The organism is Candidatus Hamiltonella defensa 5AT (Acyrthosiphon pisum), from assembly GCF_000021705.1.
Taxonomy (GTDB): domain Bacteria; phylum Pseudomonadota; class Gammaproteobacteria; order Enterobacterales; family Enterobacteriaceae; genus Hamiltonella; species Hamiltonella defendens.
The window spans coordinates 515,021-539,957 of sequence record NC_012751.1 but is presented as its reverse complement, the minus strand read 5'-3'; the positions used below and the strand labels follow the sequence as shown (position 1 = coordinate 539,957).

Annotated in this window: 23 protein-coding genes and 1 pseudogene; 8 read left to right on the top strand and 16 right to left on the bottom strand. The window is 39.4% G+C overall.

Annotation, left to right across the window (positions count from 1 at the left end; genetic code table 11):
• Positions 1–28 precede the first annotated feature (28 nt).
• The 4 genes from ltrA (at position 29) to HDEF_RS02615 (ending at position 6,070) form a co-directional block, all read left to right on the top strand.
• The gene (gene ltrA, locus HDEF_RS02630) at positions 29–1,711 is read left to right on the top strand and encodes a group II intron reverse transcriptase/maturase (protein ID WP_012738021.1); all 1,683 of its coding nucleotides are present in this window, start codon (positions 29–31) and stop codon (positions 1,709–1,711) included.
• Positions 1,712–1,729: 18 nt separating this feature from the next.
• Positions 1,730–3,733 carry a macrolide ABC transporter ATP-binding protein/permease MacB gene (gene macB / locus HDEF_RS02625; RefSeq protein ID WP_015873117.1) on the top strand — a complete coding sequence of 668 codons (2,004 nt, stop codon included), beginning with the start codon at positions 1,730–1,732 and terminating at the stop codon, positions 3,731–3,733.
• A 188-nt stretch (positions 3,734–3,921) separates the two neighbouring features.
• Positions 3,922–5,088, top strand: coding sequence for a nucleotide sugar dehydrogenase (locus HDEF_RS02620; protein ID WP_015873116.1), 1,167 nt, complete (start codon positions 3,922–3,924; stop codon positions 5,086–5,088).
• A gap of 55 nt (positions 5,089–5,143) precedes the next feature.
• Positions 5,144–6,070, top strand: a complete 927-nt coding sequence (locus HDEF_RS02615) for an LPS O-antigen length regulator (RefSeq protein ID WP_015873115.1) — start codon at positions 5,144–5,146, stop codon at positions 6,068–6,070.
• Here the strand turns inward: HDEF_RS02615 and HDEF_RS02610 are convergent.
• The 10 genes and pseudogenes from HDEF_RS02610 to rpoE all read right to left on the bottom strand — a co-directional run bounded on the left by HDEF_RS02610 (position 6,067) and on the right by rpoE (position 15,174).
• Positions 6,067–6,791: pseudogene (locus tag HDEF_RS02610) on the bottom strand (oxidative stress defense protein). The gene HDEF_RS02615 and the pseudogene HDEF_RS02610 overlap by 4 nt on opposite strands.
• Before the next feature lie 41 nt (positions 6,792–6,832).
• Positions 6,833–7,684: a small-conductance mechanosensitive channel MscS gene (mscS, locus tag HDEF_RS02605; RefSeq protein WP_015873114.1), complete on the bottom strand. Its 852-nt coding sequence runs from the start codon at positions 7,682–7,684 to the stop codon at positions 6,833–6,835.
• 97 nt (positions 7,685–7,781) lie between these two features.
• Positions 7,782–8,486, bottom strand: coding sequence for a DNA repair protein RecO (gene recO, locus HDEF_RS02600; protein WP_015873113.1), 705 nt, complete (start codon positions 8,484–8,486; stop codon positions 7,782–7,784).
• A 12-nt stretch (positions 8,487–8,498) separates the two neighbouring features.
• The gene (era, locus tag HDEF_RS02595; RefSeq protein WP_015873112.1) at positions 8,499–9,446 is read right to left on the bottom strand and encodes a GTPase Era; all 948 of its coding nucleotides are present in this window, start codon (positions 9,444–9,446) and stop codon (positions 8,499–8,501) included.
• A complete protein-coding gene (gene rnc / locus HDEF_RS02590; protein WP_015873111.1) occupies positions 9,443–10,123 on the bottom strand; it encodes a ribonuclease III in 681 nt (226 codons plus the stop codon). Before rnc ends, era begins: the two co-directional genes overlap by 4 nt.
• A 79-nt stretch (positions 10,124–10,202) precedes the next feature.
• Positions 10,203–11,153 carry a signal peptidase I gene (gene lepB, locus HDEF_RS02585; protein ID WP_015873110.1) on the bottom strand — a complete coding sequence of 317 codons (951 nt, stop codon included), beginning with the start codon at positions 11,151–11,153 and terminating at the stop codon, positions 10,203–10,205.
• Between the two features lie 41 nt (positions 11,154–11,194).
• Positions 11,195–12,994 carry a translation elongation factor 4 gene (gene lepA / locus HDEF_RS02580; protein ID WP_015873109.1) on the bottom strand — a complete coding sequence of 600 codons (1,800 nt, stop codon included), beginning with the start codon at positions 12,992–12,994 and terminating at the stop codon, positions 11,195–11,197.
• On the bottom strand, positions 12,991–13,944 hold the full coding sequence (locus HDEF_RS02575) for a MucB/RseB C-terminal domain-containing protein (protein ID WP_015873108.1): 954 nt from the start codon (positions 13,942–13,944) through the stop codon (positions 12,991–12,993). The genes lepA and HDEF_RS02575 overlap by 4 nt, the downstream gene beginning before the upstream one ends.
• A gap of 23 nt (positions 13,945–13,967) precedes the next feature.
• Entirely contained in the window at positions 13,968–14,573 is a 606-nt protein-coding gene (locus HDEF_RS02570) for an RseA family anti-sigma factor (protein ID WP_012738239.1), read from the bottom strand.
• A gap of 25 nt (positions 14,574–14,598) precedes the next feature.
• Entirely contained in the window at positions 14,599–15,174 is a 576-nt protein-coding gene (gene rpoE, locus HDEF_RS02565; RefSeq protein WP_012738238.1) for an RNA polymerase sigma factor RpoE, read from the bottom strand.
• 164 nt (positions 15,175–15,338) lie between these two features.
• Here rpoE and nadB point away from each other — a divergent pair, with 164 nt between their 5' ends.
• Entirely contained in the window at positions 15,339–16,949 is a 1,611-nt protein-coding gene (gene nadB, locus HDEF_RS02560) for an L-aspartate oxidase (RefSeq protein ID WP_012738237.1), read from the top strand.
• Between the two features lie 81 nt (positions 16,950–17,030).
• Here the strand turns inward: nadB and bepA are convergent, their stop codons facing one another.
• Positions 17,031–18,494, bottom strand: a complete 1,464-nt coding sequence (gene bepA / locus HDEF_RS02555) for a beta-barrel assembly-enhancing protease (protein WP_012738236.1) — start codon at positions 18,492–18,494, stop codon at positions 17,031–17,033.
• 242 nt (positions 18,495–18,736) lie between these two features.
• Between bepA and HDEF_RS02550 the strand changes: the two genes are divergently transcribed.
• Both HDEF_RS02550 and HDEF_RS02545 read left to right on the top strand, forming a co-directional pair.
• Positions 18,737–20,107, top strand: coding sequence for an MFS transporter (locus HDEF_RS02550; protein ID WP_044612448.1), 1,371 nt, complete (start codon positions 18,737–18,739; stop codon positions 20,105–20,107).
• Between the two features lie 511 nt (positions 20,108–20,618).
• Complete coding sequence (locus HDEF_RS02545; protein WP_044612250.1) at positions 20,619–20,846, top strand: hypothetical protein; 228 nt, start codon at positions 20,619–20,621, stop codon at positions 20,844–20,846.
• 373 nt (positions 20,847–21,219) lie between these two features.
• On the opposite strand, the gene HDEF_RS02540 is transcribed toward HDEF_RS02545, so the two are convergent.
• From HDEF_RS02540 to tusA, 4 genes are all read right to left on the bottom strand, one after another.
• Positions 21,220–21,450, bottom strand: coding sequence for a hypothetical protein (locus HDEF_RS02540; protein ID WP_012738231.1), 231 nt, complete (start codon positions 21,448–21,450; stop codon positions 21,220–21,222).
• 257 nt (positions 21,451–21,707) lie between these two features.
• Entirely contained in the window at positions 21,708–21,926 is a 219-nt protein-coding gene (locus HDEF_RS02535; protein ID WP_012738230.1) for a hypothetical protein, read from the bottom strand.
• A gap of 48 nt (positions 21,927–21,974) precedes the next feature.
• A complete protein-coding gene (locus tag HDEF_RS12395; RefSeq protein ID WP_012738229.1) occupies positions 21,975–22,148 on the bottom strand; it encodes a hypothetical protein in 174 nt (57 codons plus the stop codon).
• A gap of 186 nt (positions 22,149–22,334) precedes the next feature.
• Entirely contained in the window at positions 22,335–22,586 is a 252-nt protein-coding gene (gene tusA / locus HDEF_RS02530; protein WP_012738228.1) for a sulfurtransferase TusA, read from the bottom strand.
• A gap of 102 nt (positions 22,587–22,688) precedes the next feature.
• Between tusA and rfaQ the strand changes: the two genes are divergently transcribed.
• On the top strand, positions 22,689–23,777 hold the full coding sequence (rfaQ, locus tag HDEF_RS02525; protein WP_012738227.1) for a putative lipopolysaccharide heptosyltransferase III: 1,089 nt from the start codon (positions 22,689–22,691) through the stop codon (positions 23,775–23,777).
• A 28-nt stretch (positions 23,778–23,805) separates the two neighbouring features.
• Here rfaQ and rnd read toward each other — a convergent pair whose 3' ends face one another.
• Positions 23,806–24,936: a ribonuclease D gene (gene rnd / locus HDEF_RS02520; protein ID WP_044612447.1), complete on the bottom strand. Its 1,131-nt coding sequence runs from the start codon at positions 24,934–24,936 to the stop codon at positions 23,806–23,808.
• Position 24,937: the final 1 nt, after the last annotated feature.

Genomic DNA, 24,937 nt, shown 5'->3' with positions numbered 1-24,937 from the left:
AGGTTATGAATTGATTTAGAAGAGTTAGATGCCTATGGCAAACGTAATAAATCAAAACTATGAACAACAACTGGAATGGCATGCTATTAACTGGCGTGTTGTGACAGCCATGATTAATAATCTAAGGCAAAGAATATATAGGGCTTCAGCAACAGGTGACTTAAAGAAAGTCAGAAATCTGCAAAAACTCATGATGAAATCAAGAGCTAACCATCTTCTGGCTATCAGGAAAGTCACTCAGGTCAATCGGGGAAAACACACGGCTGGAGTAGATAATCAGGTAATTAATGACCATAAAGGACGAGAACATCTTTATAAGTTATTAAGCCAAACAACTTCAGAAAAGGTTTATCCAGTAAAACGAGTTTACATAGCAAAAAAGAATGGAAAAAAACGCCCTCTTGGGATCCCAACCATTCTCGACCGCTGTAGACAAGCGATAGTTAAATCGGCGCTGGAACCTTATTGGGAAGCAAAATTTGAACCAGTCAGCTACGGATTTAGACCGGGGCGAAGTGCCCATGACGCAATACAAAAAATTTTCTGTATTGCCAGAGCACGAGGGACACGGCACTGGGTACTAGATGCAGATATTAAAGGCGCATTTGACAACATTGACCATAATTTTCTCATAAAAAAAATCGGGGGATTCCCCGAAAGAAACATGATTAAACAATGGTTACAAGCCGGTGTGCTGGAACATGGCAACTATATACCCAATGTTGCAGGTACTCCGCAAGGCGGGATTATCAGTCCACTACTGGCCAATATTGCACTCCACGGAATGGAGACCTTACTGGGTATTCAATACTGGAAAAACGGCACGCCAAAACAAGGGCAACCTTATGCAGTAGTTCGTTATGCGGATGATTTTGTCGTATTCGGTAAATCCCGTGAAGAGTGCGAAACTGCCAAAATAAAGTTGCAAATTTGGTTAGCTCAGAGAGGGTTAGCTCTTTCTGAAGAAAAAACCAGTATCAAACACTTGAAGGAAGGATTCGACTTCCTGGGATTTAATATACGACATTATGACAATCGCCACAGAAAACGGGGATATATATTGTTAACGAAGCCCTCAAAGGAGTCGATGAAAAGGTACAAACAGCAAATGAGAATGACCTGGAAAGGTATTATCGGTATGCCGACACAAGAAGGAATAAGACAACTGAATGCCAAGATAATAGGATGGTGTAATTACTATCGTATTGGTGCTTCAAAAAGAACATTCAGTGCATTAGACCAATGGATGTGGATCCGCCAACGTAGATATTTGTATCGACGTCATCCCAATAAACACTGGTGGTGGCGAAGAAAACACTACTTAGGCAAGATACCAGGTAGAGAAGACTATTCAGTATTTATGGATAAATCAACCGGTGGATTTCTTTGGAAGCATGCATGGACAAAAATACAGCGTCATTGGCTAGTTCCAAAAAATGCTTCCCCCGACAATCCGGAATTGCGTGACTATTGGCGTAATAGGCAGGCACGTAAACAGCCTTTTATTTACGGTGTCAAAGTTAACCTCTATAAGCGACAGAAAGGTTATTGTCCTCTCTGTGATCAAGAGTTGGACAATGGTGAACAATTGCATGTTCATCATATTCAGCCTAAAGCTGAAGGGGGTGACAACAAGCTGGCTAATCTAAGATTGTTACATGCTAATTGCCACAGACAATTACATAGCAAAAAAGGAAAAATGTTGAAGTGAGTAAGTTGCGTGAGCCGTATGCGGGGTAACTCGCACGTACGGTTCTTGAGGGAGTGGGCACTTGCGGCCTGCTTACCTAATCAATCTGTAAGACGAAGCTATCAGTCAGGAGAAGAAAGCCTTGATGTACTAAAAAATATTTCTTTAAAAATTTATTCAGGGGAACTGGTGGCGATCATAGGGGCTTCAGGCTGGGGTAAATCCACTTTAATGAACATATTAGGCTACCTGGATCAAGCCACTAGTGGGACCTACTATATTGCTGGGCAAAATGTTGTAGATCTCAACAATGATGATTTGGCAATATTACGGCGTGAATATTTTGGTTTTATTTTTCAGCGATATCATCTACTCCCGCATCTGAGTGCAGCCCATAACGTTGAAATACCCGCTATCTATGCAGGATCTCCTAAAAATGAGCGCAAAAAAAGAGCCGTCACGCTGCTGACCCGTCTTGGATTAGGCGAACGCATTAACTATCGACCAAATCAGCTTTATCAGCTTTCAGGAGGGCAACAACAACGAGTCAGTATCGCGCGAGCATTGATGAACGGCGGGCAAATTATCCTGGCTGATGAACCTACAGGCGCGCTTGACAGTCATTCCAGTGTTGAAGTCATGAATATTCTCAAACAGCTTCAACAAAAAGGTCATACCGTCATTGTGGTGACACATAACCCTGAAGTGGCAAATCAAGCTGATCGTACTATTGAAATTAAAGACGGCGAGATAATTTCCGATTCAGGATATCAACCCACACAAGAACTTAAAAAAGCACCTGAGCCCTCAAGCCCGTCAGTTGAACAGGCTTCCTGTCAGCAATGGGTAGGCCGCCTTCATGAAGCATTGCTGATGGCCTGGCGTGCCATGCTATCCAATAAAATGCGAACCGCATTAACCATGCTGGGGATCATTATTGGTATTGCGTCAGTGGTCTCAATTTTGGTGGTAGGGGATGCTGCTCAGCAAAAAGTTTTAGCGAATATCAGAGCGATAGGGACTAACACTATTAGTATTTACCCTGGTAGGGACTACGGAGATGATGATCCCAGTAATCGACAGGCATTAATTTATGAGGATATTGCAGCGCTACAGGCACAATCCTATATCAGTGCTATTTCTCCTATTATCTCAGGCAACATACGCCTTCGTTCAGGAAATATAGATGTTGCGAGCACAATTTTAGGGGTTGGAGGCCAATACTTTAAGGCTTACGGCATCAAGATCCAAAATGGAGAAAGGATTTTAGAAAGACAGGTGAGAGACCAAAGCCAGGTGGTGGTCATCGATAAAAATACTCAAAGGCGTTTATTTCCTCGGACGAAAGATGTGATAGGAAAAGAAATATTAGTGGGGAATATCCCAATGACCGTTGTTGGGATTGCTAAAGAAAAACAATCTATGTATGGAAACAACAATGCTTTAAGAATCTGGATACCTTACAGTACTATGACAAACCTCTTCACCGGCCGCTCTTATTTTGATGCGATTACAGTTCGTATCAAGGAGGGTTATAACAATAATGAAGCAGAGCAACAATTAATACGATTATTGACTTTACGCCATGGTAAAAAAGACATTTACACGTTTAACGTAAACACAGTATTGAAAACAGCTGAAAAAACTACCCGTACCATGCAACTCTTTTTGTCTTTAGTAGCAGCTATTTCTTTAGTCGTAGGGGGTATTGGTGTGATGAACATCATGTTGGTTTCGGTCACAGAGCGGACTCGTGAAATTGGCATCCGCATGGCAGTAGGCGCTCGATCGAGTGACGTGCTTCAACAATTTTTAATTGAAGCGGTTTTAGTCTGTTTAGTAGGGGGAACCATCGGTATTCTGCTCTCTTTCTGTATTGGGTTTGCGGTTGAATTTTTTTTACCGACCTGGTCATTGACCTTTTCTTCAATCGCTTTATTCATCGCCTTTTTCTGCTCTACTATGATTGGTATTGTATTTGGTTATCTACCTGCTCGTCACGCCTCTCGTCTCAATCCCATAGATGCCCTGGCACCTGAATAAATTTTAAACTACCCGTTGAAATGCCAAGAGCAAGCTGCCACACATTAAAGTGGGGAAACTTTTGCTCAAAAAGAAGTGAATGTCATGGATAATTTGATATGAACTTCTCATATGAAGATTGATTATAATTTGTATATAAATAATCAATATTATTAAATATATAGACTTAAAGAATTTAGGAAATTTGAATGAAAATTGCGGTCGTTGGCACAGGTTATGTTGGACTCTCTAATGCTATTTTATTGTCTCAACATAATGAAGTGGTAACGCTTGATCTCGTGCCAGAAAAGGTTGATTTGATTAATGCAAAACAATCACCCATCGCGGATGGGGATATTGAACACTTTCTGAAACATAAAACGCTCAATTTAAGGGCCACTTTGAATAAAGAAGAGGCTTACAAAGCGGCCGATTTTGTCATAATAGCCACCCCGACTGATTATGATGCAAAGACCTACTGCTTTAACACTGAGTCGGTGGAAGAGGTCATTGATGATGTGAGTCGTTGTTATCCTAAGGCAGTGATGGTGATTAAATCCACCGTTCCTGTTGGTTTCACATCTAAAATAAAAGCGCAATTTGCCTGCGATAATATTATTTTTTGTCCTGAATTTTTGCGTGAGGGAAAGGCCCTACATGATAATCTATACCCTTCACGGGTTATAGTGGGCGAGCGTTCTCGACGAGCTGAAATTTTTGCAAATTTACTCAAACAAGGGGCTGTCAAGAAAGACATTGAGACTCTCTTTACCGATGCCACTGAAGCTGAAGCGATTAAACTTTTTGCCAATACCTATTTGGCGATGAGGGTGGCGTATTTTAATGAGTTGGACACCTATGCGGCCAGCCATAGGCTAAATACGAGACAAATTATTGAAGGGGTGAGTTTAGATCCCCGTATTGGGCATCATTATAATAATCCCTCATTTGGTTATGGCGGATATTGCCTCCCTAAAGACACTAAACAGTTGCTAGCGAATTACCAGGACGTGCCTCAGCATTTAATTCAGGCCATCGTTGACTCGAATCGTACTCGTAAAGATTTTATTGCGGATGCCATTCTTCAAAAAAAGCCTAAAGTAGTGGGGATTTATCGTTTGATTATGAAAAGTGGCTCAGATAATTTCCGCACTTCTTCTGTTCAAGGGATTATGAAGCGCATTCATGCGAAAGGTATTGAGATCGTCGTTTATGAGCCAGTTTTAAAAGAAAAGACGTTTTTTGGGTGCCAAGTAATAGAGGACCTGGTCAGGTTTAAAAATAAATCAGATGTAATTATTGCAAATCGCCCTACATATCATTTGAACGATGTATCAAAAAAAGTGTTTACTCGTGATCTATTTGGGCACGATTAACCTTTTAAAAAGTTTTCTGTTAACAATAAATTCATCTTAAAATTCGGAGCGGTTAATGAGTGATCAAAAAATACAAAATGTTCTTTGTCATCAAAAAAAGCATTCTAATATGTCTGAAAACACATTAGATCTAAAACCTTCAACAGATGAAATTGATTTAATTGATTTGCTTGCAATTTTTTTTAAAAATAAAGTAAAAATTTTTTTCATCACTATTTTTTTTGTGATTGTGAGTGCTCTGATATGTTATAAATTGCCAGAAAAATGGACCAGTAAGGCTATAATTACTTATATCGATGACAATCAACTGCAACCTTTCGAACTGTTATCTTATAAATTAAAATTATTTGATATTTCTTTAAATTTTGATCAAAAAAATTTACTTTCCCTTTTTATTCAATTATTTAACTCAAATGTTCTTAAAGAGAAATATTTAGTTAATACGAGTTATTTTCAAAAATTAATAAAAGATCATCCAGAAAATAGAAATCAATTCATGCTTGATATTATTAAAAATATTCATATCGAATATTCAAAATCAAATAAAGAAAATGACTTTAAAGGTTACGTATTTTATACCTTATCCTATAGTGCTGATACTGCTAAAGATGCTCAAAATTTATTAAACGGATATATCAATTATATATCTGCTATTTTTGACGAAAAACTTAATAACAAGATTACAAATAAAATAAACATAAAAAAAAGTGTACTTTCCTTTATTATTGATAATAAAGGAATGTCAATTAATGATGATGTAAATTTACCTATGGCCAAATTACAGTTAGAGAAATTACAGTCCATAAAATTATCAGATATCAAAATCATCCCCTTCGAATATCTGCAAAAACCTAACGAACCCGTGAAAAAAGATTCACCTCAATCTGCCTTTATTATTTTGTTATCGGGTATGGCAGGCCTTATGGTTTCTATGTTTTATGTTTTAGTTCAACATTATTTATCGCAGCGAAACAAACCTTAATGTTTTTTTTCAAGCTCAAATACAACATCAACCTGATCTGTAAATTGAATCCTTTGTTTTTGATAAGTCAAAGCGGTATCAGATGAAATGCTGTTTTCTGTCTTGTAGGTGCTCAGAAGGGGCTTAGGCTGATAAGCAGCCTCTCCATGATATCGGACACTGTAAATGGGCCCCAATATAGACTGAAAACTTTGGGCTAAAAGTTGCGCCTGTTGTTTGGCGTTTTCGATGGCTTTTTGCTGTGCTTTTTTACGATAAAGATCTGGATCTGCGACACTGAATTTGAGTGCTCGAATTTCATTTAATCCCAATTTTAAGGCCTGATCGAGCAGTGTATTGAGTTATCCATTTGGCGTAATTGCACCTTTACTTCACGTATGGCTCGATAGCCTTTTAATAAAGTTTTCCCTTCTTTTTGATAATCGTATTCCGGCTCTGTGATCAGATTAGCCGCATGAATGTCTTTTTGATCTACTTGATTTTTTTCTAAAAAATCAAAGTACTGGTTAACACGATGATCGACCTGTTTTTTAGCATCAGCCGCATCTTTAGCCAATATATTCACGTTAATAATGAGGTTGGCGATATCAGGAATCGCCTCTACATTTGCGATCCCTGAAGTGGCAACATAAGGCCCAGAGGGCCATTGATCTGCTTTTGACATGATAGGAAAGAGACTAAATAAAACGATGAATGAATGAATAAGCTGATGTAATTTCATTTTGTTTCCTCAATATAAGCAGATTATTGTAATCGAAAAATTTATTTTTTGATTTGGTGAAGATGGACATCCATTTGTGGATAAGGAATACCGATCTGGTGTGTATCTAATGCTCGTTTAAAATTTTCCATTAAATCCCAGTAAACTGGCCAAGCATCAGCGTTGAGAGTCCAAACCCGAACCACAAAATTTAATGAAGACGCCGCCATTTCGTGTAAACGTACGATGACTTCTTTATCCGCTAAAATACGTTGATCAGCGGCAATAACCTCTCCCAGGACTTTTTTAACGACATCTATATCCGCATCGTAAGAGACACCAACGATGATTTCAGTCCGGCGTTCAGGTTCACGCGTGATGTTGATAATATTACCTGCGATAATTTTTCCGTTAGGAACGACGATGATTTTTGCATCAGGAGAACGTAAGGTCGTTGAAAACAGTTGCACGTGTAATACAGTGCCAGAAACGCTGCCTAGGTCAACGAATTCGCCTTCCCGGAAAGGAGGACGAAAAGCCACCAGTAATACGCCTGCAGCAAAGTTCGACAGAGAACCCTGTAGTGCCAAGCCCACTGCCAAGCCCGCAGCACCTATGACTGCAATGACGGAGGCAGTTTGTACCCCAAGCCGTCCTAGCACGGCAATAATGGTAAAGGCCAGAATGCTGTAACGCACCATGGTTGATAAAAAATCAGAGACCGTGGCGTCGATACTTCGATTTTTCATCATCTTGTTAAGCGTCTTCGAAACTACTCGCGCCACAATTGAGCCCGTTATCATGATCAGAACAACAGCCACTATATTGATGGCATATTCAATTAATAAATCACGATTATCGATCACCCAACTTCCGGCGTTATGAATGCGATTGACTACATCAAGTTCTTCCATTTTTTTATCCCAAATTGAAAAATTGAGGCACATAAATCTGTGGTTGATTTTTAAAAGTAAAGCGTAAAACGCAAATTTATTCTACGTGAATTTTTTTCTAAAGGTTAAATTTTCTAAATAATGAGCGGCTGTTTAAAGGCCGATGTCCAAGATGAGGTTTTAATGCGATTCGAGTAAAACGTTTGGCGGCTTTCAGTGTCTCTTGATCATAAAATGCACCTTTGGCTAGTGATTGTAATTGATGGCCGGTAAAACCAAGAGAGTCGTCCTCCGGGCTTCTGATAAAGCCGATTTCATGTTGATAACGATAAGTCATTTGAGCGACCACAGGTTCGCCCGTTTCTACACAATGAAGAAAATCAACACCGTAGCCTAGATGCGTTAATAGTGCTAATTCAAAACGGCGTAGTGCCCGTTCCGATGTATCTTGAGCACTGGCTAATGCCTCCAAACAGTCGAGATAATCAAAAAAAAGCGCACGATAATCAATATTTGGTAGCAACAGGCGAGATAAAAGCTCATTAACATATAAACCGCTGTACAGGAAAATGCCAGTTAAAGGCACGGCAATAGAAATGGGTTCCGCACCACATAAGGTTTTTATCGCTGATTTTCCGCTCCAACGCAAAAGTAAGGGCGTAAAAGGTTGTAAATAGCCTTTTAATGCAGATCGAGGGCGAAGTGCTCCTTTTGCGATCAGAGATATCCGCCCTTCGTTTTCAGTCAATAAATCCAGTATTAAACTGGTTTCACTATAAGAGCGGCGATGAAGAATAAACGATCGATGCCAGTGATGATGCATAAAATGAACGGGTTATCTTAGGTCGTCTCTGTAACCGAGGCTACGCAATGCACGTTCATCATCGGCCCAACCTGATTTTACTTTTACCCAGAGCTCAAGGTGAACTTTAGTGCCAAAGAGTTGTTGCATATTTTGGCGCGCCTCAATTCCCATCGTTTTGATTTTAGACCCTCGATGACCTATCACAATTTTTTTTTGTCCTTCTCGCTCGACAATAATAAGGCCATGAATGTGATAAGCCCCTCGAACATTCACTTCAAATTTTTCAATTTCAACCGTGACAGAATAAGGTAATTCTTCACCTAAAAATCGCATCAATTTTTCACGAATGATTTCTGACGCCATAAAACGTTCAGAGCGATCTGTGATGTGGTCTTCAGAAAAATGGTGAGGCGCTTCAGGGAGGTGTTGACGTACAATTTGCTCAATACGATCAATTTGTATTCGTTTTTTTGCAGAGATAGGGACCAAATCAAAAAAGCGGACGTCCAAAAAGCTCAGTTTTCGCTTTAAAAAAGCAATATGAGGCAATAATATTGATTTATCTGTGACATGATCGATTTTGTTGACCGCCAATAAAACGGGACATGTCACTCCTCTGAGCTTATTGACTATCATCTCATCGTCGGGAAACCAATGTGTCCCCTCCACCATAAAAATAATCAGCTCTACATTTCCAATCGCACTACGAGCGGCGCGATTCATAAAACGATTAATAGTCCGTTTTTCTTCAATATGTAATCCCGGCGTATCGATATAAATCGCTTGATAAGACCCTTGAGTATGAATACCCATGATGCGATGACGGGTAGTTTGAGCTTTAGAAGAGGTGATGGAAATTTTTTGCCCGAGAAGTTGATTAAGCAGTGTTGATTTTCCCACATTTGGACGACCTAAAATGGAAATAAATCCACAATAGGTGTTTTCTGTTTTTTTTTGTTCATCTTGTATTAACTTCATTCAAATTCCAGCTTTTTCAACGTTTTTTCTGCTGCTTCCTGTTCAGCTTTGCGGCGATTAGAGCCCTTTCCTACAACCAGTTCCTCTAATCCACTGACTTGGCAATGAATAGTAAACTCTTGATCATGTGCTTCACCACAAACCTGAGCGAGCAGATAAAAAGGCAACGGCAGTTGGTGGCTTTGCATATATTCCTGCAAACGTGTTTTTGGATCTTTTTGATGATGGGTTGGATTAATCTGTTCTAAACGTTTGTGGTACCAACGCAAAATGGTTTTTTCTACTGTTTGAATATCACTGTCTAAAAAAATAGCGCCAATAATGGCTTCGATGCTATCTGCTAAAATAGATTCACGTTGAGCCCCACCCGTTTTGAGTTCGCCTTGCCCGAGTTGTAAGTAGGCTCCAATATCAAACTCACGAGCGATTTCAGTTAAAGTATCCCCTCTGACTAAAGTGGCCCTCATGCGGCTCATATTCCCTTCATTAATTTCAGGAAAGCGATGATATAACTGATTTGCAATCACAAAGCTTAATATAGAATCCCCTAAAAATTCTAAACGTTCATTGTGTTGCGTGTGTAAACTACGATGAGTCAGAGCTTGTAGAAGAAGCGATCTTTCTTTAAAAGAATATCTCAATTTAAGTTCTAGACTGTTGATATTAATAGAATTCATTGTTATTTATAATCGGTTAATATACATAAAGACATTACGTTAAAATGCCTTTTTTCAATAGTCAGAAAGTCAAATAAGTTTAATCAATAGACCCAATCCTACTCAAACGTACTCCTGTCGGCCATTCATTTTCTTGTTTTTCAAAACTCATCCATATTGCAGTGGCTTTGCCAACCAGGTTACGTTCAGGGACAAACCCCCAAAAACGGCTGTCTGCACTATTATCACGGTTATCCCCCATCATAAAATATTCCCCATGAGGGACCACCCAAGAGCCAATAGGCTGCCCCTGTTGCCTATAATAGGAACGCATTTGATCTGCTGTGCCTGGCAGTATCAAAATAGGGTGACTTACAGAGCCCGCAGTCTCAATGCGCTCATTCTGGCGAATGCCATTGTCTGGTACAGATTGTTGAAGGGGTATCTGAAGGAAAGCAGTTGAGGTATTTTTATCTCGGTTGAAAACAAATGTTTGTACAAAATTACTCGGTTGAGCAGTGCTATAGGTCATCACCTGATGATCACAATCATTATCAGGTTGGCAAGAAGGCTGAACATGGACCTCTTTTCGTACAGGATCATAGCGGACATGATCACCCGGTAATCCAATCACGCGCTTAATAAAGTCTACCTTTTTATCTAAAGGATATTTAAATACAACGACATCCCCTCTTTTTGGGTGGCCTGTCGGTATCAGTGTTGTTTGAGTGATGGGATCTTTAATACCATAGGCATATTTTTCAACCAAAATAAAATCGCCTATCAGTAACGTTGGCATCATAGAACCAGAAGGGATTTGATAAGGCTCGTATACAAATGAGCGAACACAAAATACTATTAATAATACAGGGAAAATGGAGACAGCGGTTTCTATCCAACACGGTTGTTGAATGACGTCACTTGCTGTTTCAGTAGAAATGGCCACGTTTTTTTTTTGGCGCGCAGGGGCCCATATAAAGCGCTCGATACACCAGATGATACCAGTCAACAAGGTGGCAAGCGCTAGAATCAAGGTGAAGGTGTTGGCCATTGAGGTGAAAGTGTTAGGCATATTTATTGATTCCTGATTTTCTATTTACTCTCTTTTCCAATATGCAAAATAGCGAGAAAAGCGTCTTGTGGTAATTCAACATTACCGACTCGCTTCATGCGCTTTTTACCTTCTTTTTGTTTTTGCAAAAGCTTCTTTTTGCGGCTGACATCGCCGCCATAACATTTTGCTAACACATTTTTTCTTAATTGCTTTACCGTGGCCCGAGCAATAATGTGGTGACCAATTGCCGCCTGGATGGCGATGTCAAACTGCTGCCTTGGGATGAAGTCTTTCATTTTTTCTACCAGTTCTCGGCCACGAGAAGCGGCATTATCACGATGTGTGATTAAAGCCAGTGCATCGACTCGCTCAGTGTTGAGCAAGATATCCACTCGCACCATATCAGAAGCTTGAAAACGTTTAAAATTGTAATCCAAAGAAGCATAACCTCTGGAGGTGGATTTTAAACGATCAAAAAAATCCAGTACGACTTCTGCCATCGGAATGTGATAGGTCAAAGCCACTTGATGACCGTGATACACCATATTCACTTGAACCCCTCGTTTTGCCACACACAGGGTCATAACATTGCCTAAGTACTCTTGTGGTAGCAGAATGTGGCATTCTGCAATAGGTTCACGTAACTCTTCGATCTCACTTAATGCGGGTAACTTAGAGGGGCTATCCACATAGAGTATTTCTTTTTTTACAGTTTTTACTTCATAGACAACAGTAGGGGCCGTGGTAATCAGGTCTAGATGATATTCTCGCTCAAGACGTTCTTGAACAATTTCCATATGCAGTAAACCTAGAAAACCGCAGCGAAAACCAAAGCCCAAAGCGCCTGAATTTTCTGGCTCAAAAAACAAAGAGGCATCGTTCAGGCTTAACTTAGCTAAGGCATCACGGAAGGATTCATAATCATCAGAGCTGATGGGAAATAAGCCCGCATACACTTGGGGTTTGACTTTTTTAAAGCCAGGCAAAGGCTTTTCAGCGGGATGCCGGCTTAATGTTAAGGTGTCTCCCACTGGCGCGCCTAAAATATCTTTAATCGCACACACTAACCAACCTACTTCACCACAATTGAGTATGTCTGTATCAAAACGTTTCGGAGTAAAAATACCAAGGCGCTCTACATTATAAATTTGCCCCGTGCTCATGACTTTAACTTTATCACCTTTACGTAAAGTCCCATTTTTTAAGCGAATTAAAGAAACTACCCCTAAGTAGTTGTCAAACCATGAGTCAATAATCAGAGCCTGTAATGTGCCTTTGGGATCCCCTTTCGGAGCAGGGATGTCTCGCACTAAGCGTTCTAAAACATCGGCGATGCCTATACCTGTTTTGGCAGAGCAACGTACGGCATCTGTCGCATCAATACCGACAATGTCTTCAATTTCTTCTGCAATTCGATCTGGGTCTGATGCCGGTAAATCTATTTTATTGAGGACAGGAACCACTTCCAGATTCATCTCAAGGGCGGTATAGCAATTTGCCAAAGTTTGTGCTTCAACTCCTTGAGCTGCATCTACGACCAGTAAAGCGCCTTCACAGGCTGCCAGAGAACGCGACACTTCGTAAGAGAAATCGACATGGCCAGGAGTATCAATAAAGTTAAGTTGATAGGTATTACCGTCTTGAGCTTGATAATACAAAGTCACACTCTGGGCCTTGATAGTAATGCCGCGTTCACGCTCCAAATCCATAGAATCGAGCACTTGTGAAGCCATTTCACGTTCTGTTAATCCACCACAAAGCTGGATGATACGATCAGATAAAGTAGATTTTCCGTGATCAATATGGGCAATAATAGAAAAATTTCTTTTATAGTTCATTTATTTATTTTTAAAATTAAGTTATCTGCAATACGCTTAGCGGTCGAAAGAGGAATTTCGCCAACGACGGTCATCTGAATATGATCACGCACCTGAGTTTGAATTGTACGACGACTTTGTTGAAAATGACTTTCGGTATTATTTTTTTTATTCACAGGGGAGACAGTAATCAAAAAACTAAACAGGCCGTCCGTATAAAAACGAGAGGCCAAGAATTTTTTCTTATGCATCAGTTGATGTTCATTAGGAGGAATATCAACAAAGCCTGCAGGCAGCCACTTTGGAAACCAATCAAAATTGACGGTTTCTTCCTCAGGAAGCTTCATTAAAGGAGGCACAGGCGCTTTTAAATTTTGCACAAAAGAAGTCAGGTTATCGTCCATATTCAATGAAATAACCTTGAATTGCTCTAATGTTTGACCATTCAGATTCAGTAAATTGATTTGCATAGGCAATTTGGTGACTTCGTCTAACCAAATAAAGTAGCTGTATCTATTATTTTCTTTCGGAAGCACTCGAATGATTTGACATATACGATCAGCGATACGCATTTTCCCTACAAAAATATAGTGATAATACTGTGAAAGCATTGAAAAATCAGAAAAAACAACAGAAGGAAATGCATCTACTATGTGAGTGCCTAGCAATGTGAAAGGTGTTAAGTCAGATTGAAAATAACTGATTTGATCATTGTTTTGACGTACTTCAACTCGAAGTTGATCCATACGCAGTAACTGAGCGAATGTTTTTCCGTTTAAGATAACATGACGATAGCGTAAAGAATCAATATCTTGCTCATCAGCCTGAATGTAATTAAATTCATAGTTAAGTGATCGAATGGCGGTGCTCATTTCTTGCAACATCATACCGGCGTTCGGTTGCTCAGAACCCGCCGAATTAGGAGAAAGAGCAGCAATCAATAAAATCACGAAAAGCAAAAATGGATGCATTACGACTACTTTTTTTTTAAAGATCAATTGTATGACTCTGGCAAAGGAGGATGAGGCTCTAATGGCAAGGAGGTGCGCCGCTTTAATTCAAATTTGTGTAATAAATTAAACTCCTCAGAAGCGTTTTGCTCTTCTTCTGATGGTTTTTTCATATGATGACTTTTTCCTGCATGAGTCCCCACATTAGAATGAAGCCCAAAACTGACTGGAGCCGGTTTTAACTCTATCATAGGACTAATATTAAACGTGGGTAATTCAGATTGATCAGATGATTGATAGTGACCACTGAGAACGACCACCAGAGATACCGAAGCCGCAACGGCAATTTGAGTCAATTGACTGACCCAAGGCCGAATTTTTTGCCAAAAAGGAATATCATCAGTATCACGACTGGTTTCAATCGCAGGTGCAGATGTATTAATACATATAGGATCGTTTTTAATGACTTCTAAAATACGATCAGACATATCCAGGCAGAGAGGATTAGCTAAATCATGGCGTAAAGCGTCGCCAATCAAATGATAATTCTGCCAACTTTTCTGAAGCACTTTATCTTTTGATAAAAGATGTAATAGCTCATCATCTAAAATTTCATCATCGATTAAAGCGGAAAGTTTTTCTTTCTGCATATAAAATACCTTTTTTGATGGTTATTCATCGTTGAATCAGTGGCTGAATTTTATTATCAATCGCGTCCCTGGCTCGAAAGATACGTGAACGAACTGTACCTACAGGACAATTCATAATATTGGCTATTTCTTCATAACTCAAACCTTCTAGTTCACGCAAAGTAATTGTGACTCGTAAATCTTCGGGGAGTAGTTCTAAAGCATTAAAGATAGCCTGTCGCAGCTCTTCAGACAATAATAAGCTTTCAGGGTTCGATATTTCTTTTAGCGCAGTGATATTTTCGTCATTTTTGATATCATCGGCATCAACATCATTGGCTGGTGGGTGACGCCCTTGAGCAATGAGATGATTTTTTGCTGTATTAATCACAATACGATATAACCAGGTATAAAAAGCACTTTCACCACGAAATAATTTTAAAGCACGATAAGCTTTAATAAAAGATTCTTGTACCACATCCGGAACATCCGAAGAAGGGATATACCGAGATGCTATCTTTGCAACTTTATGCTGATAACGAATAACCAACAAGTTAAAAGATTGTTGATCTCCTGATTGAACTCGTTCAACCAACGCTTGATCTGTTAACCGTTCGGTCATTCAGGATACATTCTCCACAATTGATTTTATTAAAAAATGTCATACCCACTGCTTTATTTTGTTTATATTCTAGAAAAAAATCACAAAAACGAATAACCGCAGCTTTTGTTGAGCGGCATAAGCTACCATGAAATTCATTTTCATTCTTCAAACATCATATTTTTATGAAAAAATTATCTGAACAAATGACCGATGTATTAATCATTGGCAGTGGTGCTGCAGGTTTATCATTAGCGTTACGTCTTGCTCCACATTGTCGCATCACCCTTCTCAGTAAGGAATTATTAAACGAAGGGGCCACCTTTTATGCTCAGGGAGGTATCGCGGCAGTTTTTGATGAAGCAGATAGTATCAGCTCACATGTGCAGGATACCGTGATCAGCGGTTCAGGGCTGTGCGATCAAGAGATTGTCGAATTTGTCGCCAGTCATGCCTCTCAATGTATACAATGGCTGGTTCATCAGGGTGTTCTATTTGATACTGAAATAAATTCGATCGGCCAAGAGCGCTATCATTTAGCTCGTGAAGGAGGTCATACACATCGGCGTATTTTACACAGTGCCGATGCGACGGGCAAAGAAGTAGAAAATACTTTAATCAAAAAAGTCTTGGATCACCCCAATATTTGTATACGAGAACGCCATAACGCGGTGGATCTCATTACTTCAGGCAAAATGGGCAATACTGAAAATCAACGAATTGTTGGCGCTTATGTTTGGAATAGAGATAGCAAGCAGGTAGAAACCTTTCGCTCGAAAATAGTTGTACTAGCGACAGGGGGAGCCGCCAAGGTTTATCAATATACCACCAATCCTGAAATTTCTTCTGGTGATGGAATTGCCATGGCTTGGCGTGCAGGATGCAGAGTGGCTAATCTAGAATTTAATCAATTTCACCCTACCTGTTTGTTTCATCCTAAAGCCCCTAATTTTTTATTAACGGAAGCCTTGCGGGGTGAAGGGGCTTATTTAAAGCGACCTGATGGTAGTAGATTGATGCCTGATTTTGATGCGCGCCTTGAATTAGCCCCCAGGGATATTGTGGCTCGAGCCATTGATCATGAAATGAAAAGGCTTGGAGCAGATTGCATGTATCTCGATATCAGCCATAAATCTAGTGAATTTATTGTTCAACATTTTCCTATGATTTATCAAAAATTGCTTTCATTAGGAATTAATTTAACGAAAGAACCCATCCCGGTTGTGCCTGCTGCACATTATACTTGTGGAGGAGTTATGGTGAATCGCCAGGGACGTACAGATCTGGAAGGCTTATATGCCATCGGTGAAGTCAGTTATACGGGTTTGCATGGAGCCAACCGTATGGCCTCTAATTCGTTACTGGAATGTTTGGTGTATGCTTGGTCAGCCGCCGAGGATATTTTGGCTCATTTACCTCAATCACATCTGAGCGATGTACTACCTGATTGGGATGAAAGCAGGGTTCATAATTCTGATGAGCAAGTGGTCATCCAACATAACTGGCATGAATTACGCTTATTTATGTGGGATTATATGGGAATTGTTCGTACCACTAAAAGATTGGAACGGGCGTTGCGTCGTATTAATACTTTAAAGCAGGAAGTGAACGAATATTACACTCATTTCCGTATCTCTAATCATTTGCTGGAATTGCGTAATTTATTACAAACCGCAGAACTGATGGTTCGTTGTGCCATGATGCGAAAGGAGAGCAGAGGTTTACATTACACGTTGGACTACCCCAATCAACTACAAAAACCGCAATTGAGTATTCTTTCTCCTTTAAAAGGGTAGACATTTTTTGCTCATCTGGGAGTCAAAAAAATGCTCCAGCAGCATCCCGAAAACTGACTTAAGACACAAAATAAAAAACCTTTATTTTTGATATTTTTTAAAACGCTGCTCTAGTTGTCTGAGTTGATCAATACGAGCATCATAGCGCGCCTGTTGCAGGCTCCCCAGAGGAACCAGATTACTGGCATCACTTAGTAATCCTATGGCTTGAGAAAAATCTCCTTTCAAGGCGGCATTTTCTGCATGAGCCGCGAGGGCTTGATCCCGCCATCTTTTAGCCAGAGCGGCCTTAATCAGTAAATCCCAACCATTCATATCATTGGGATGTTCAAAGGTGTAACGGCGTAATAAAGAAACCGCCTGCGCAGACTCACCTGCCTTGATGTAGGCATTCGCCAGATTAAGCTGCCATATGAGCTGATGTTGCTTCGCCACCCTGGCTTTTTTTAATCGAGTGATCGCCTGAGCCGCTTTATTTTGAGATAAATCAATATCGGTCATTAAATCAAGAAACCAGATATTATCTGGGTACGTTACTGATAGTGTTTGTAAAATCTGGCGGGCTTTATCGTATTTTTTATTTTGATACCATAAAATCGCTTGCCCATATTCTGCCGCTAATCGTTCAGAAGCGGTGCCTTTTTTCAAGGGTTTGAGAAATTCGTTAAAATTTTTCTTTAATTCAAACAGGCCATGTAAACGCACTTTTGCGAAAAGATAATCCTGCGAAGAAACCACAGGGTGCCTGGATATTTGGTTGGCACGATTATAAATATCAACAAGCCGACTTTCTGGTAAAGGATGAGTTAATAACATTTCGGGAGGTTTACTGGTGTAACGTGATTCATCGGCCAGTTTTTCTAAAAAATCAGTCATGGCGTGCGCATTAAAACCCGATGCCTGTAATAATTTTAGCCCAATACGATCAGCTTCCTGTTCATTCGATTGACTGAGGCTGAGTATGTCTTGCTGTGCTAATGCCAAAGAAGAATTCCATGCCACCACACCGGCTTTTGGATTTGCCAAAAACAATAAAAGAGATCCCAATTTGCTGGTTAAGGTTAGTTGAGACAGACGTTGATTGTTTTCTATAGCACGAGCAAGGTGCCGCTGAGTAATATGCGAAATTTCATGGGCCAAAACAGAAGCCAGTTCGCTTTCATTATCGGTATAAAAAAATAATCCCGAATTCACCACCACATTTCCGCCCAAAAAAGCAGAAGCATTGATTTGATTATTGTTAAGTAAATAAAAATGGAAAGGTGTTTTAACAGACTGCGCATGATCCACCAATTTCTTACCCAGGGAATGGATGTACTGATTTAATAGAGGATCATAGATGAATGGTGCATGAGAATGCATTTCACGAAGATAAAAATCTCCTATTTCTATTTCTTGAGCAATACTGAGTGTCGCTCCAGCGGTTGTACCCATATCAGGGAGTGAATCTTCTGCTGTTGGCTTTGGACTGACTGACATAGGCCAAAAAAGCGCTCCTGCTAAAAAAATCACCGACATTTTAAAGGGGTATGTTGTGAATATCATGATGATCTGGCCTTGATTAAAATTCTGTTTTCAATTTTATTCGTCTTTTTTATTTTATTCATTATACAAACAAAGAAAGACTTGCTCTGGCATTTCTGCCCTCATTGAGATGATGGGCTTGTCGTTTTTTTATCAAAGAATGATATTCTTCTCAAAAGCAAGAAGCCACAGGAAAGCGTTAAAATCAGGCTTAATATTTCCTGACTGAAGGCCGATATTTAGGGCACACCGGAAAAAATATGATAAACGATAATAAAATGACCGCCTCTGAACTGAGAGGAACCTGGGGTCTAGGCACGGTTTTTTCACTGCGAATGCTCGGTATGTTTATGGTATTGCCCGTGATGACGACCTACGGTATGACACTGCCTGACGCTACTTCAACCCTGGTCGGGGTGGCCATCGGCATTTACGGCTTGACCCAAGCGTTTTTCCAAATTCCATTTGGACTGATTTCTGATCGCATCGGAAGAAAATTCATGATTGTCGGGGGATTGATTTTATTTTCTCTGGGCAGTCTGTTGGCCGCTTTCAGTCAGTCTATTTGGGGGATCATCATTGGGCGAGCTTTACAAGGCTCAGGCGCGATTGCGTCATCTATTATGGCGTTACTGTCTGATTTAACACGAGAGCAACACCGCACCAAAGCCATGGCCTGTATCGGTGTGAGTTTTGGAATAAGCTTTGCGATTGCGATGATACTGGGCCCGATGATCACTCATGCGTTTGGTCTACATTTTCTTTTTGGAATTATTGCATTTTTATCGTTATTAGGAATTGTGATTACATTGACGGTTGTTCCTTCTACGGACAGACATGTATTGAATAGGGAATCAGGAATGGTTAAAAGCAGTATCACTAAAGTGCTGAATAATCGCCGACTGCTAAAGCTCAATTTTGGGATTATGTGTTTACACATGTTATTAATGCTGACCTTTGTTGCGTTACCATCCGCTTTAGAACGCGCTGGATTACCAGCCGTAAATCATTGGATACTCTATCTGGTCACCATGTTAATTTCTTTTGCGGCAGTGCTACCTATCATCCTTTATGCTGAAATGAAACGTCGTATCAGATCGGTTCTGATTCTTTGTGTCACCGTTTTATTGATAGCAGAAGTTATTTTATGGAGCTCAAATAAACATTTATGGAGCATCATCTCGGGTGTTCAGTGCTTTTTTGTGGTGTTTAATGTCATGGAAGCACTTTTACCTTCGTTAATCAGCAAGGAAGCCCCAGCCGGTTATAAAGGGACCGCGATGGGTGTTTACGCTACCAGTCAGTTTATCGGTGTCGCTATAGGTGGGTGTCTGGGAGGCTGGCTGTTTGATATGAAGGGGACCAGTGCGGTCTTTGCTGCCTGTGCTCTGGTTGCTTTTATTTGGTTGATTGTCAGCACTACAATGCGGGAGCCCTCTTATGTCAGCAGTTTACGCATTCTTCTTTCCAGGAGGGTACTGGAAGATTCAGATTTACTTAATCGAATAAAAGCTCAAGCAGGAGTCACCGAGGTTTTACTGGTCAAAGAGGAACAAAGCGCTTACATCAAGGTGGACACCAAAAAAACCAATCGCCGGCAATTAGAAGAACTCATTCATTTAGGGAAGAGTTGACGTATGCCATCAAAATAAACCGCTTTAAACCCTTTGTGCCTAGGTTTCGGCACTTTCTCTAAAAAAACAAAAAATATTCCTGAAATGACCAATGGCTAACTCAACGCCAGTGGGGGGCCTCATTGTGTCTAAAGGCGCGGAAATCAAGGCGTTGTTTTGAACAATTTGGGGCCCTTCTTTTTCCCTGAAGTGAATACATCTTAAAGTGATTTAGCCATAAAACATCAAAGAAGAAGTCAATAAAATAAAAAAGTAATAACACTATTTATTACGCATATAATTGATATACTGCTAACTAAATAACATGTTTTCTGGAATCAAACTGATACAGTCAAACCCATAAAAATGTTACGAAAAAAGTCAATTCGTCATCCAAAATCAGGAAAGATTATCCACGATAGAAAAAGTTTTATCTTCTGCAGGTTAAAAAATCACTTCATCACTTTCGCTCAAATTTTTACCTTTAACACGCACAACAAATCGATATATACATTTTAGAAAGGAATTGTTGATGAAGAAGTTTTTACAATTTATTACACCGGGATTTTTTTTATGTCTGTCTTTTTCTATTCATGCCTCGTCTCTGGCGAGCCCAGAAAAAATCACTAGAGATGATCCACTGTTATGCGAAAAATGTTGCAAAGTCACAAAATATCCACAGACATTTCCGCTTTGCGTTGAAGACGTAGAAGACACTAAGAATTGGTGTGTCGATTTTTTGAATTATGAATTACCCTAAAATTAAAAATAAGCGTCATACCTCTTTAAGAGTGATGGCGACTTTGTTGAATAAATCAGACTGGGGAATCCGATCCACATTAAATGTGCTTAACGTTGGACATAAACACTGTTAGGAACCCCCAGTCACTCATTCTGGTTAAGATTCTTAACCGTTACCTGGGTTGTGTCGTGTTAAGGGTAAAAATTTGAGCGAAAGTGGCGGGAGTTTTCTCATCTTCCATGGAAATAACCCTTTTTTGTATGGCATTGTTGCATAAATGAATTAAGGTCTTAATTTTTCTGTTGGGTTAATTTTAAGTGATAAAATTATTTATAACCTGACTTGATTTGAGCGATATTATGTGTAAATAAAGAGTCAGTATGTTGGTTAATCAATTGTTTTTTTGATCAGCACTATCAAAAGAAGAGAGGGCTGTTTTAAGGAGGTCATCTAAAAAATATTTTTCCTCCCTGGTAAATATTTTTTCTTCAGGAGCCGCAACTCCCTTTTTCATTTTAATAGAAAAAGTTTGGCTAAAATGAGTATCGGTCAGAGTGAGATAAATGTCTTCCCGGACTTCCCTGAAAAGCAATTCATCAAAGCCAATATCATACAAAACCAAAATGTCTGTTCCACCGCTGTTTTCTATCGTTGTATGCCCGTCTAAGCGGAAGATCAGGCGCCAGCGTTAAATTATCGAAGGAGTTAGCCGTCTCCTTGTTAAGAACTCAATGTTCATTATCGTCGGTACGACGCAAAATGGCTGTCTGCAGTTCATCAAGACCACCAAAGGGGGTATCCAGGGTTATCGGATCAGAATAATTCTCTTTAATACCACGCGCATTGAAGTGATATTCCCTGCTGAATTTAAGGTATAGCTCAAAAAGCGCGCCGAGACGTTTTTATTGAGAAAGAACGCTCTTTTTTCTTCATTAAAGTATCAACAACAAAAACCTTTTCTCGCTGTCGAGAATTTTTCCATGTTTCCTCATAACCTTCCGTATCGACTTCAGAAAAACGCGTATATTCTATAGATTCGTTTTCTTTTATTTCAGACTCAAAAAAGTAGTTATCCATAAAAGATTTCAATTGATCCACAGGATCATCATTTTGAGAAAGAGATTTCAGCCATGAAATATAATTTGTTCATCCAAAAGGCCCATGTTGACGCTGTTCAATAAGATATTGGACAGATAAGCCTGGATTTAACTGATGATTTTGATCATGTTGAGTATGAATTTTTTTAACGTTTTTATAGAGCCGGTCGTTTAAGAGAAGATTTTGAGAAAAACTCATATGGCGAGTTTGAGGAGTTGTCATATCTTTACATCCATTTAATAGAAAGACGATTTTTATGTAGAAAAAAGTGACATTTTTAATCAGATGATGACGATAGCACGAGTGAAGCCTGTCTCCATAAATAAAACCGCTGGAAAAAGTTTTAAAATAAACTCAAACTAAATTCAGTTCAAACAATTTGGAACGACGGCATCGTGATGAGCAAGATTATTCGAGACAACCTATAACTATCAGGTATTGGTAAGGTATTCTGTCTGCTTTTTTTGCTGATAAATGATGACCCATAAAACGACAAAAAGCAGGGATGTCGCTCAGTGTGGAAGGATCGTCTGAAATCATCAGTAACGTTTGGCCGATTGTTAAATCCCGAGCCGTTTTTCGCAACATCATGAGCGGTTCAGGGCAGCGCAAACCTAAAGTATCCAGGAAGTGATCATAATGATTTAAAGGGTCTTTCATTTCTATATGGTAGATATCGTTATAAAAAGACAATAAATATCTTTATTTAAAAAATTCGACTAAAAACCCTCATTTTTAAAAAATGAGGGATGTTGATTTATTATGGTGAATATGGTGGTAAAAAAAAACAACTTTGAACGAATTTTAGTCATTAAATTGCGTCATTTCGGAGATGTTTTACTCATCACACCTTTACTGACAACCTTACAGCAACATGCGCCTAATGCAAAAATTGATGTGTTGTTGTATTCAGGAACAGAAAAGATTTTATCGAAATATAAAACCCTTCATCATATTTGGACAATCGATCGTCAATTGAAACATGCAGGGATCAAAGCTCAAATATTAGGGGAATGGGCTTTATTTCAATCGTTAAAAAAACAAAATTATTCTTTGATTCTTAATTTATCAGATCAATGGCGGTCTGCCTTTTATTGCCGCTTTTTAAAGCCTGAGCTCAGTATCGGTTTCCATTATGCAAAGCGTGATAATGCGCTTTGGTGCTCTTGTTATGATCATCTGGTGCCTGTTTCAAATCACGTCAAACAACATACTGTCATCAATAATTTATCTATATTAAATCCCTTAAAATTATCGAAAATCATTACCCAGGTCAGTATGTCCTATGGGTCTGATGATATTTTTTATGTAGAAAAAATTTTACATGAAAGATCATTGAGTGATTATATTTTGATTCATCCTTTTGCGCGTTGGCACTTTAAAACTTGGCAGGCATCTTGTTTTTCTAAATTAATAAATTATTTAACCGCACAAAAAGAGAAAATAGTGATCACAGGGGGGCCCGAAAAAACAGAGCAGGATTACGTTCTTAATGTGATCGAAGATTGCAGTCAAAAAGAGGATATCGTGAATCTTGTGGGCCTTCTGAGTTTCTCTCAGTTAGCGGTGTTGATTGAACGAGCTCAAATTTTTATTGGTGTCGATTCTGTTGCTATGCATATGGCTGCGGCTTTAAAAACACCTTCAGTCGTATTATTCGGACCGAGTAACTTGAAACAATGGTCCCCTTGGGAAGCACCTCATACTTTATTGTGGGCAGGAGACCATCGAAAGTTACCTCTTCCAGAAGAGGTAGATACCCGCACTTGCGATCGTTATCTGGATGCAATCCCATTGAAAAAAGTCATAGATGCGGTGGATTTTTGGCGAACTCAACGCAAGGTAAGGTAGCTTTTGAAAAAGCGCTATGGCTTATTTTTCAGATCATCATAGGATGACGATCAAGTATTTTGGTTAATTCTAGAGATAACACTTGAGCTCGCCATCCTGTCAATAATAAAGGGCGTTTTTCTTTTGGGATCAAACCGAAATGCCAGTTTAATAGCTGATTAATATGTTTTCGTGATCCGATCAACTCATGACTTAATCCAATAAGAGCACCTATAGACTGGATCAGATCTTTGATCTCTTTAAATATCTTTTTATAAACAGGCTCATGGTTTAAATAAGCTATCACAAGTGAAGGATCCTCTTTTGTTTTTTGACTTTCTGTCACTAATCCCAGAAGGGTTAAACCATGTTGACGAATGGTCCGACGGTCCAAGCCTAAATGGAACAACTCCGATAAAGAAGTCGGCTGATAACGCGCCACTTTCCATAAATAAGATTCTTGTATCACAAAATTGATCGCGACATTTTTTTTACGGGCGTAAACTAAACGCCAGGAAGCCAGCTTTTTTAAGCAAATGAGTTGTCCAGGGTTGAGTTGAGAAGCATTCCCGATATCACGGTAAGCCATTTCAGGATCTTGAATTTGGCTACGGCGTTGACAAAGCAATTCACATTCTTCTTTGACTGCCTCCATCCAACCGGAGGTCTCTATTTTTTTCATCAAAGCATTTGCCAGAGGCAAAAGATAAAACACATCCTCAGCCGCATAATCACATTGTTTTTGACTCAATGGACGAGCCAGCCAGTCTGTTCTGGATTCGGCTTTATTTAAAACAATCCCTTGAAATTCTTTCACTAAGATAGAAAAACCACAAGAAACAGGTCGGCCTGTGAATGCCGCTAAAATTTGGCTATCTATTAAAGGTTCAGGGAGTGTTTTAAAAAAATGAAAAAATATTTCAATATCCTCTCCTGCTGAATGCAAAAATTTGACGATTTTTTTATTTTTCAACAAGCAATAAAAAGGGGCCCATTCTGTTATCAAAAAAGGATCAATAAGGGATACACGATGACCGTCATACAGTTGAATTAAACCCAATTCGGCATAATAGGTTTTTGTTCTCACAAATTCAGTGTCTAATGCTACTGCTTTACGCAAAACAGCCAGCTCACAAATATGATGTAAGTCTTCATTGGTGGTAATCAAACGATAATTCAAG

Excerpts from the sequence above, each read along its gene's own strand:
- lepA (WP_015873109.1), bottom strand. The coding sequence starts at position 12,994 with ATGAACTATAAAAGAAATTTTTCTATTATTGCCCATATTGATCACGGA.
- HDEF_RS02575 (WP_015873108.1), bottom strand. The coding sequence starts at position 13,944 with ATGCATCCATTTTTGCTTTTCGTGATTTTATTGATTGCTGCTCTTTCT.
- HDEF_RS12395 (WP_012738229.1), bottom strand. The coding sequence starts at position 22,148 with ATGACAACTCCTCAAACTCGCCATATGAGTTTTTCTCAAAATCTTCTC.
- nadB (WP_012738237.1), top strand. The coding sequence starts at position 15,339 with ATGAAAAAATTATCTGAACAAATGACCGATGTATTAATCATTGGCAGT.
- era (WP_015873112.1), bottom strand. The coding sequence starts at position 9,446 with ATGAAGTTAATACAAGATGAACAAAAAAAAACAGAAAACACCTATTGT.
- tusA (WP_012738228.1), bottom strand. The coding sequence starts at position 22,586 with ATGAAAGACCCTTTAAATCATTATGATCACTTCCTGGATACTTTAGGT.
- macB (WP_015873117.1), top strand. The coding sequence starts at position 1,730 with ATGCGGGGTAACTCGCACGTACGGTTCTTGAGGGAGTGGGCACTTGCG.
- HDEF_RS02620 (WP_015873116.1), top strand. The coding sequence starts at position 3,922 with ATGAAAATTGCGGTCGTTGGCACAGGTTATGTTGGACTCTCTAATGCT.
- HDEF_RS02570 (WP_012738239.1), bottom strand. The coding sequence starts at position 14,573 with ATGCAGAAAGAAAAACTTTCCGCTTTAATCGATGATGAAATTTTAGAT.
- rpoE (WP_012738238.1), bottom strand. The coding sequence starts at position 15,174 with ATGACCGAACGGTTAACAGATCAAGCGTTGGTTGAACGAGTTCAATCA.
- ltrA (WP_012738021.1), top strand. The coding sequence starts at position 29 with ATGCCTATGGCAAACGTAATAAATCAAAACTATGAACAACAACTGGAA.
- bepA (WP_012738236.1), bottom strand. The coding sequence starts at position 18,494 with ATGATATTCACAACATACCCCTTTAAAATGTCGGTGATTTTTTTAGCA.
- HDEF_RS02545 (WP_044612250.1), top strand. The coding sequence starts at position 20,619 with ATGAAGAAGTTTTTACAATTTATTACACCGGGATTTTTTTTATGTCTG.
- HDEF_RS02615 (WP_015873115.1), top strand. The coding sequence starts at position 5,144 with ATGAGTGATCAAAAAATACAAAATGTTCTTTGTCATCAAAAAAAGCAT.
- rnc (WP_015873111.1), bottom strand. The coding sequence starts at position 10,123 with ATGAATTCTATTAATATCAACAGTCTAGAACTTAAATTGAGATATTCT.
- lepB (WP_015873110.1), bottom strand. The coding sequence starts at position 11,153 with ATGGCCAACACCTTCACCTTGATTCTAGCGCTTGCCACCTTGTTGACT.
- recO (WP_015873113.1), bottom strand. The coding sequence starts at position 8,486 with ATGCATCATCACTGGCATCGATCGTTTATTCTTCATCGCCGCTCTTAT.
- rfaQ (WP_012738227.1), top strand. The coding sequence starts at position 22,689 with ATGGTGAATATGGTGGTAAAAAAAAACAACTTTGAACGAATTTTAGTC.
- mscS (WP_015873114.1), bottom strand. The coding sequence starts at position 7,684 with ATGGAAGAACTTGATGTAGTCAATCGCATTCATAACGCCGGAAGTTGG.